Here is an 8,178-nt window from a genome sequence, read left to right on the forward strand (position 1 = left end):
GAGATAGACCGGCAGGCTTGTCGCTAGCCAACTCGATCGGCTTCGGCAACAAGCCGCAATAACTCTGCCTCGCTCAGATCGGCGCGCCGTAACTCGGCCAGCACCCGGCTCAGGACTGCGCGATCGATCGGGCGAATCGCGGCCAATTCCGCGACAAAAGCATCATCGTCAAGCGCAAGCGAAATGCCATACGGCTGGCCTAGCCGTCGTCGGAGCATGTGCCGGTAATGTTCGGCAGCGTAGGAAATCTGTTTCGCGCGGCGCAGCATGCCAGCCATACTGTCGATGAATTCGATACTGCTGCGGCGAGTGGCCTCGCTGCGCAACGGCAGTGGGCGAGCGAACCGGCGACTGCCGGTTAGGATGTACAGGCCAACCATCGCCACACTGTAAAGGATGGCCCAACCAAGCGGATTGCTTAGCAACAAGCTGCGCAAATCGGTTGACGGGCCGAAGCCGTGGTGAAATTCATCGAACACGATCCGCTCGCCGGGAGGCAACCAGCGGAGCAGGTTGAGCGCCAGCGCCGCCGATTCAGGCTCACGCAGGCCTTGGTTGGTGAAGGGATACACGCTTGACAAGGCGAATACATAACCATCACCGAAGCGTTGGCCGGCTACGATCGTCGTTGCACCATCAGCCGCCAGCGGCGCAAACGCTGGCAACGGCGAGGTCACAGCCAACACCACGCGTGTATATGCCGGCACGTGAGCGACCGGCGGCGCGCCGAGCGCGGGGTGCAAAACAGCAGCAGTGGTGATACGTCGTTCGCTTGCGATGAGTTTGAGATCAAACGCAGCCAACAATGGTGACACGGCACTCTGCGGACTGGGCACATTGTCAGCTACCACGAGAACACCACCCGCTTTGACCCACTCGACCACGGCCTCAACCTGCGCCGGCTGGTAACGTTCACTCGGCCCTAACACCAACAGTAGCCCGTCATTCGGAGTCAAGACAAACGGGCGATAGGCCAGCCGGTCAACCTGCCCATACACCCGCGTGAGCCAACGATAGAGCGCCAGCGCACCATTATCGTTACTGCTAAACGAGGTCACCCGCGCGTCAGGGGTGCGCTGGCCGGCCTGCTCGGCGCTGTAGGCGGCAAAGAGACCAAGACCGGCAAAGAGCGTAATCAGCAAGATCAATTCAAGCCGCAACTTCATGATAACGTTCCCGCTGGTTGTTTGGTCAAGGACTGCACCGCCGCCACCTGCTGTTCATAACGGGCGAACGCTTGGTCATCGATCGGCTGGAAACCGTACCACACCGCGTCGAAGGTTGCCACCACCGGCGCGAGCAGATCACGCACCGGCGGCTGGTTCTGCAGCCGGTGGAGGTGTTCGCGGTTGGTAAGCGACCGTTCGTAGCCCAACAACCCCTGTTCATCCAGCCAGAGCAGAGCAGCGAGATAAAGATAGCGCACCGCGCTGCGCCGATCACCGACTCGGCGCGCTTCAGCGGCCAAACGTTGCGCCTCACTGTACGTCACCGGATCATCGCCATCGGCGACCGGTGTCTTGACCGGCGCGCGCAGGGTGCGGCGCACACCACGCACCCAGAAGAAGAGCAAACCAACGATCAAGGCGGCTGCAATCCCTAATATGGTCCAGACTAGCGGGGTAAACACAACGGGATTGGCTGGCGGCCCGTCAGGAGCCGGAACATCTGGGGGATTTGGGGTCAGTTGATCGAGCAGATCAAACAACCAATTTAAAAATCGGGTTAGCCATCCCTCCCCTGCACGATTGAAGGGAGGCTCGTTGTACACCGCTTGCCACTGGCGCAACGCTACTTCCGGCGACACAACGCCGGGTGGCGCTAACGCATCGATCAATGCCCCTAGTCGGGCGGCAATCGCTGGCAAATCGGGAGCGCTGGAGGCTAGCGCCGTTGTAAGCCAGCTCTGATCGACGTGCGCAAGCTGGCCGTCAGGCATACGCACCTGCTTGATCGTCGCCAATTCACCCGCCAGCACCTGTACATCAAGCAGATCGCCGCGCTGCGCCGCAGCATGGGCAGCCCGTAGTAACCGATCGTAATCAGCCAACGACACTTCAGCGGGTTGGGCCGCAACCAGTGCCGGCCATCCCCACCAAATGGCGAAAAAGATGATTAGTAATCGGCGAAATCTCATCCTTTTCATCCTTGACCGTCAGAAAACTTTACGCTATAGTAAAAACAAGTGTGTAACAAAGCCTGTGCAACAATGTCTTGTGGGAGGATAACCAATGACCCCGCCACGCCGGGAGAAGTTGAACGGCATCTGGATTTCCGATGTCTCGATTCGCCAGCCCGTCTTCATCACGATGGTCATGCTGGCATTCATCACCTTCGGTATTCTCTCATTCCGCTCGACCCCCGTCAACCTCTTGCCTGAAATTGACGTGCCGATTGTGGCCGTCAGCGTCACCTATCCCGGCGCCGGCCCCGAAAGCGTCGTCGATCAGGTGGTACGTCCAATCGAGAATGCGGTAAACACCCTCGCCGGGCTCAAGCATATCACATCGCAAGCCAGCGAGGGTTTTGCTTTAATTATTCTCGAATTTGAAGCCGGCAACCGGGCCGAAAAGCTCGAAGAGGATGTGCGGCAACGCGTGAATAGCATCTTGCCGCAACTGCCGCGCGACGTGCGGCAACCGGTCTTCCAGCGGTTTGATCCTAATCAGTCGCCAATTATGCAGATCGCCGTCGCCGATACGAGTGGACGCACCCCTCTCGAACTGCGCACGCTGATCGAAAACGAGATCGTGCCGCGCATCCAGCGCGCCCCCGGTGTCGGCTCAGTGACGGTAAACGGTGGTCAACAGCGCCAGATCAACGTCTGGCTCGACCTCGCCAAGTTGCAGGCGTATGGCTTGCTGCCTGCGCAGGTCAGCCGGTCGCTGCAACAGGCAAACGTTGACCTTGGTCTTGGCACTATCGTTGAGAACAATGCCGAGATCAGTCTGCGCGTACCCTCGCTGTTACGCAGCGTCGAGGATATTGCCCGCGTACAGATTTCGGGCACGCCCTACCGGGTGGGCGATGTGGCAGTCGTCGAAGAGGGTATTGCCGACGTTACCACCATTTCACGGCTGAACGGCAGCGACGCCATCATCCTCAACGTGCTCAAGCAATCGGGTGCCAATACCGTGACTGTCGCTGATAATGTCTACCGGGCGCTCGATCAGGCCTTTGCCGCATTTCCCGAACTGACATACAACATTCCGCTTGACTCGTCCGAGGCAGTGCGTTCATCGGTGCTCTCCTCGCTAGAAGAGTTGATGTTCGCCTCGATCGCGGCATTTCTGGTGGTATGGTTCTTCTTCCGTAACCTGCGCAGCACGATTATCACGATGGCCGGTTTGCCGGTGATCTTGATCGGCACCTTCATTTTTATGCCGATCTTCGGCTTAACGATTAATCTCGTCACCCTGCTGGCGCTCTCGCTCTGCGTCGGTCTCGTAATCGACGACGCCATCGTGGTGCGCGAGAATATCTTCCGCCACCTCGAACGGGGCGAAAGCCCGCGGGTGGCTTCATCACGAGGCACGTGGGAAGTCGGCCTATCGGTAGTGGCAATGACGTTGACGATCGTGGCGGTCTTCGTGCCGGTCACCTTCGCCGAAGGCGTGGCCGGGATCGTCTTCAAGTCGTTCGGCTTGGTGGTCTCGATCGCGATTCTGCTCTCGCTGGCCGAAGCCTTTACCTTCGCGCCAATGATGTCAGCCAATCTGTTCCCCAATGTCAAGCTCAAGCCCAAGCCGCATCATGCTAAGCACGAACCGATCGTCGAAGTGCCGATTTCCGACGAGGTCAGCGAGCGCGACATCGGCTTGCTGCAAGAAGCCAACGAAGACCCCGGCGTAATGGGCCGCTGGTACGGCAAATTGCTGGGTTGGACGCTAGCCAGTCTGCGTAACCGGCTGATCGTGGTCGGCATCTCGATTGCGGTGCTAGTGTTGAGCGTCTGGGTCGCGAGCGGTCTCAAGCTGACCTTCTTCCCTGAACAAGACCCGCACGAGTTCATCATGCGCTTCGAGGCAGCGCCGGGCACAACGCTGGCCGAAACCGACCGGCTAGCGCGGCAGGCCGAGCAGATCTTGCTGAACGATCCGGCGGTCGAGAATGTGATTGCGCGGGTGGGCGTAACCGGTTTTCCTGAGCGAGCCGAATTCGCAGTGACGCTGGTTGGCCGCACACCGACATTACCAACCCAAGAGCGCCTGCGTGAGCAGTTGAATTTCTTGCCGCGCTTGAGCTTCTCGGTGCCGAGCTTCCAACCCTCAAGTGCGGGGGTGGAAGGGCGCGAGCTGCAAGTGAGTTTGCAAACTACCCGTCCCGCCATCGAGCTAGCACCGATTGTCGAAGCCATCCAGCGCGAGATGGCAGCCATACCGGGATTGGTTGACATCGACAGCAATTTGCAAGTGGGCAAGCCCGAATTGCGCTTGCGTGCCGACCCGTCGCGCATCGGTGAGTTGGGCATTACCAACGAAGATATTGCCACTTCGGTGCGGGCCTTAATCAACGGTGACCGGGCTACAGTATTGCGCACCGGTACCAGCGATACTGACGTGGTAGTGCGCTTAGCCCCCCAAGATCGGGCCGGGATTGAGACCCTTGGCGCGATTAGTATCCCGACCCGCGCTGGCGTAGTGCCGCTCAGCTCACTGGGCACGCTTGAGCTTGCCTCTAGTCAAGTCTCAATCCGCCGCTACGATCGGCTCAATCAGGTGTTGATTGGGGCTAATCTTGAGGGCATCAACCTGAGCGACGCTCAAGCGGCGCTGCAAGCGCGGCTCGACGCTCTTAACATCCCAGCAGAAGTGATTGTCAGCTATGTCGGCACCTTTGCCCAGACGAGCGAAGGCTTCTCATCGCTCTTTCTTGCAATGGGCCTGTCGGTGCTCTTCGTGTACATGGTGTTGGCATCGCAATTTGGCAGCTTTACCCAGCCGCTGGTGATTATGATGGCAATGCCATTCAGCTTCATCGGTGCGTTCCTCGCCTTGCGCTTGGTGGGGATTGATCTCGACATCACCGGCATGATCGGTCTGATCATGTTGCTCGGCTTAGTGGTCAAGAACTCGATCTTGCTGGTTGACTTTACCAATCGGTTGCGCGATCTGGGCCTCGACAAGCATTCGGCGCTGAAACTGGCCGGCGCGATCCGGTTGCGCCCAATCTTGATGACGGCACTCTCGCTGGTGGCCGGCGCCATGCCGACGGCGCTTGGCTTGCACCTGCTTGCTACCGGTGAAGGCAACGAGTTCCGCAAAGGGCTGGCGTGGGTATTGATCGGCGGTATGCTGACCTCAACCGCGCTGACCCTGCTGGTAGTGCCGACCGTCTATAGTTTGATGGATGCAGCAGTAACATGGTTGAAGCAACGCTTTCGCAGCTCCCAGCCGCACGAAGGCTTCGAGCTGCCCGCCCCCGGTCCCGGTGTGGCTATCCCGCCGGCAACACAAGTTACCCGACCCGCAGTGCCACCTGCACCACCGTCAACGCCGGCGAGCGAACCGTCTGGAGATTAATAATAGAGATACACTGAATACGATTGTAGGAGCCAAGTGACAATGCGACGAGTGATTGTTCCCACCCTGATCGGCGGCGCGCTGGCGATCCTGACCGCCTGCGCCACTCCCGCCCCGGCGCCGACCCCGGCACCGACGGCGGCGGCGGTAGAAGTGCGCTCAACCGTGGCGCCCCTGCCCACCACCGCGCCGGTGACAACGATTGACTTAGCGAGCGCGCCAACCATTAGCCTTGGTGTCACCGCCAGCGGCGAGGTAGTGGCTCGCAGCAGCGCAAATCTCAGCTTCCGCGTGCCCGGCGTGGTGGCCGAGGTCTTTGTGGCTGAAGGCGACCGGGTCAAAGCCGGTGATCCGCTAGTGGCGCTCGATGCGCGCGAACTCGAGTTACAAGTCGCCCAAGCTGAAGCGAGTTTGGCGCAAGCGCGAGCCAATTACGAGCGTCTGATCGAAGGGGCGACGCCGGAAGAGATCGCGGCGGTGCGCGCGCAGGTAGCGCAAGCCCAAGCGGCCTTGCGGCAGGCGCGCGGCAGTGTCACTGACGCTGATATCGCTGCGGCTGAGGCAGCGCTGGCACAGGCCATCGCCCGCCGCAACGACTTGCTCGACGGGCCGAATAACGCCGACCTGACAGCAGCGTGGGCTGCGGTTGAACAGGCCGAAGCTAATTTGAACCTTCAGCGCACCAACCTCTCGGCAGCGAAGACCAATGCCGAACTGCAAGTGACGCTAGCGGCCAATGCACTACGCGATGCCCAGCAAGCCTATTCCGATCTGTACTGGAAGAACCGTGAGCGCGAAGAGCAATTGGCCAAATTCGGTCTCGAATTGCCCAAAGAAGCGAAAGACGCCGAGGAGCAATTGCTCCGCGCGGTTGAGTCGGCAGAAACGCGGTACAAACAAGCGCAATTGGCGTATGAGCAAGCGCGCCAAAACGAGATTGACGGCATTGCCGCTGCCGAAGCGCAGGTGCGCACGGCTCGCAGCAACTTGCAACGCCTGCTCGATGGGCCGACGGCTGATCTGATCGCAGCCGCCGATGCAGCAGTCGCGCAAGCGCAAGCCACGCTTGACCGTCTACGCGGCGATCAGCGAGCCGGCGCGCTGGCGGCAGCGCAGGCTGGCGTAGCAGCGGCCCAAGCCAATTTGGAACGGATTACTGCACCACCGACGCGCCAGAGTCTGACCGCCGCCGAGGCTGCGGTCAAAATTGCGGAAACTGCGCTGGCGGCAGCGAAACTCAACCTCGACAAGGCCGTGTTGCGTGCACCGTTCGATGGTATCGTGGCACGGGTGAATGTCGATCCCGGCGATCTAGCCGGCACGGGGGCGCTGCCGGCAGTGCAGATCGTTGATGATAGCGAATTGCACATCGAGGCGGCGATCAGTGACACCGACGTGGCCCGCGTGCGTGAGGGCCAGCGGGTTGAAGTGCGGATTGACGCGCTGCCCGGCACGGTTTTCAATGGCACGGTTGATTTCGTCGCGCCGGTGGCAAATGTGGTCGGCAATGTGCGCACCTTCACCGTGCGGGTCAAGCTTGCCGAGCAAAATGGGTTGCGTGCCGGCATGAGCGTGCGCATTACCATCCTTACCGATAAGTGATGTTGGCGGACGATGACCGCAGCCGTGGATCGCACCTCGGCTGCGGCATTGTTGCCTACTTTGTGGTATAGTGCCGGTTGACAACAATGTCGTTGGCCGGTTGATTATAGACGCTTATGAGCACAACGCTCCGTGAACGCCGCCGTCAGATGCTGCGCGACGAGATCCTCGCCGCGACCCATCAACTCATCGCCGAACGCGGCTTTGCCGCACTGGCGATGGATGAACTGGCTGCGCGGGTTGGTATCTCGAAACCCACCCTCTATAACCAATTCCCCACCCGTGAAGATTTGCTGGCCGCTATGATTGCACGCCTGATTCGCGATCTGTTTGCGGTGGCTGCGATTGGTGAACCAACCGATCGATCACCGCTCGAACAGCTCTGCGATCTCTTGCATGCAAGCGTATTGTTCCAGATACAACATCGCGCGGCGGCGTACCAGCTCTGGTTGCCGGAAGTGGCCGAGCTGCTGGAAAAACATCCCCATTCGCGCAATGAGCTGTTGCTAGCGCAGGCCCGCGTCTTGCGCTTGGCCGAAGCTGCAATCGCGAATGGCGAGGTAGCGGCTGATTTGCAGCCGGTTGATGTGATTCGTACATTCTCTTCGCTGCTCTGCTTTCCGTTTGTGGGTGGGCGCAATCTGCCGCCAACCGATGATCCGGCGGCGACAGCGGATTTGGTGGTGCGCATCTTCCGGCAGGGATTGCAAGCGCCGGCTACCCGGCAAGAACCGGTTTGAAGCCGGCAGCGATCATGACCCGCTTGCTATCATCAGACGACCAACCAATTTGGCACGATGCGCCAGACCCGGCATACCCCATGCTCTCCGACGCGATTGCAGTGGATGTTTGCGTCATTGGGTTAGGCGGATCGGGATTCGCCTGCATCCACGAGCTCCTCGATCTCGGTGTAAGCGTGGCCGGCATTGATGCCGGTGCGGTCGGGGGTGGCGCAGCCGGGCGGAACGGCGGCTTTTTACTGGCCGGTCTCGCCGCGTTTTACCACGATGCGGTCGCCGCTATCGGGCGCGAGCGGGCCGCAGCCATCTACCGG

Annotated in this window: 6 protein-coding genes; 4 read left to right on the forward strand and 2 right to left on the reverse strand. The window is 60.2% G+C overall.

The annotated features are described in order from the left end of the window. Nucleotides 1-23: 23 nt before the first annotated feature. Together Q1A59_RS13985 and Q1A59_RS13990 are read right to left on the reverse strand one after the other, a co-directional pair. Nucleotides 24-1,166, reverse strand: a complete 1,143-nt coding sequence (locus tag Q1A59_RS13985) for a DUF4350 domain-containing protein (protein WP_298405295.1) — start codon at nucleotides 1,164-1,166, stop codon at nucleotides 24-26. Next, entirely contained in the window at nucleotides 1,163-2,137 is a 975-nt protein-coding gene (locus tag Q1A59_RS13990; protein ID WP_298405292.1) for a DUF4129 domain-containing protein, read from the reverse strand. Before Q1A59_RS13990 ends, Q1A59_RS13985 begins: the two co-directional genes overlap by 4 nt. A gap of 94 nt (nucleotides 2,138-2,231) precedes the next feature. Between Q1A59_RS13990 and Q1A59_RS13995 the strand changes: the two genes are divergently transcribed. The 4 genes from Q1A59_RS13995 to Q1A59_RS14010 form a co-directional block, all read left to right on the forward strand. Continuing rightward, nucleotides 2,232-5,522, forward strand: a complete 3,291-nt coding sequence (locus Q1A59_RS13995) for an efflux RND transporter permease subunit (RefSeq protein ID WP_298405290.1) — start codon at nucleotides 2,232-2,234, stop codon at nucleotides 5,520-5,522. Nucleotides 5,523-5,564: 42 nt separating this feature from the next. Further along, the gene (locus tag Q1A59_RS14000; protein ID WP_299645139.1) at nucleotides 5,565-7,124 is read left to right on the forward strand and encodes an HlyD family secretion protein; all 1,560 of its coding nucleotides are present in this window, start codon (nucleotides 5,565-5,567) and stop codon (nucleotides 7,122-7,124) included. 116 nt (nucleotides 7,125-7,240) lie between these two features. Further along, entirely contained in the window at nucleotides 7,241-7,864 is a 624-nt protein-coding gene (locus Q1A59_RS14005; protein ID WP_299645140.1) for a TetR/AcrR family transcriptional regulator, read from the forward strand. 80 nt (nucleotides 7,865-7,944) lie between these two features. Next, nucleotides 7,945-8,178 (forward strand): FAD-dependent oxidoreductase (locus tag Q1A59_RS14010; protein WP_367280903.1); only part of this gene is annotated, 234 nt, incomplete at its 3' end.

Source organism: uncultured Chloroflexus sp., assembly GCF_937951745.1.
In the GTDB taxonomy this organism is placed as follows: domain Bacteria; phylum Chloroflexota; class Chloroflexia; order Chloroflexales; family Chloroflexaceae; genus Chloroflexus.